Source organism: Limosilactobacillus agrestis, assembly GCF_014145585.1.
Classification (GTDB): Bacteria; Bacillota; Bacilli; order Lactobacillales; family Lactobacillaceae; genus Limosilactobacillus; species Limosilactobacillus agrestis.
The window spans coordinates 1-793 of the sequence record NZ_JACIVF010000032.1 but is presented as its reverse complement, the minus strand read 5'-3'; the positions used below and the strand labels follow the sequence as shown (position 1 = coordinate 793).

1 protein-coding gene is annotated in these 793 nt (G+C 40.9%); it reads right to left on the bottom strand.

The genetic code is table 11. The features are described 5' to 3' along the window. Nucleotides 1-793 (bottom strand): Rib/alpha-like domain-containing protein (locus tag H5R88_RS02195; RefSeq protein WP_259393959.1); only part of this gene is annotated, 793 nt, incomplete at both ends.

The window sequence follows — 793 nt, the reverse complement described above, 5'->3', positions numbered from 1 at the left end:
TGGAGTTACATTATCAACTGCAGGAATTACTGTTGCGTTCTTACCGTCTACTTGTGAAGTGTAACCATCTACTTGTGGTACATCTACTTGAGCAAAACTACCAGTAGTCTTGTCAGTTTGTGCACCATTTTCAAATACTTTGTAATCTCCGTAAGTAGTTACAGCCTTACCATCTTGTTCAGTGACAGTCTTAGTACGTGCAAAGACTACTGTTTGTGGATCTGAAACTTTCTTACCATCTGGAGTAGTTCCGTCGATAGTTCTAGTTACAGTCTTGAATAAGTCTTTTTGATCTTCATTAGTTGGATCAGTTGGCTTTTCAGTACCAGTTACGATGATGGTAGTTGGTACATCTTGAGTGTTGCCATCTGGGTAGTGAACAGTTACTGTGACTGGGCTTTCACCAATTTTGCTTACATCTGGAGTCTTACCATCTTTCCAAGTGTAAGTTGTACCTGTTGGCAAGTCTGGAATATTACCAATACCTGTTGAAGGATCTGGAACTTGACCTTGTGGAGTAACGATTGGAGTTGGAGTAGCTTCACTTACGATTACCTTAACTGGAACATCTTCGCTTGAACCATCTGGGTAGTTTACAACTACTACAGCATCCTTAGTTCCTGGAGTCTTAGTATCTGGTTCGCCATCTTTCCAAGTGTAAGTTGTACCTGTTGGTAAGCTTGGAATATTGCCAATACCTTGTGATGCTTCTGGAGTACCACCAATGTTGGTGTGAACATCTTGTCCTTCTGGAGTGTACTTGTGTGCATCAGTTTCTTTGTAAGTTACGTTT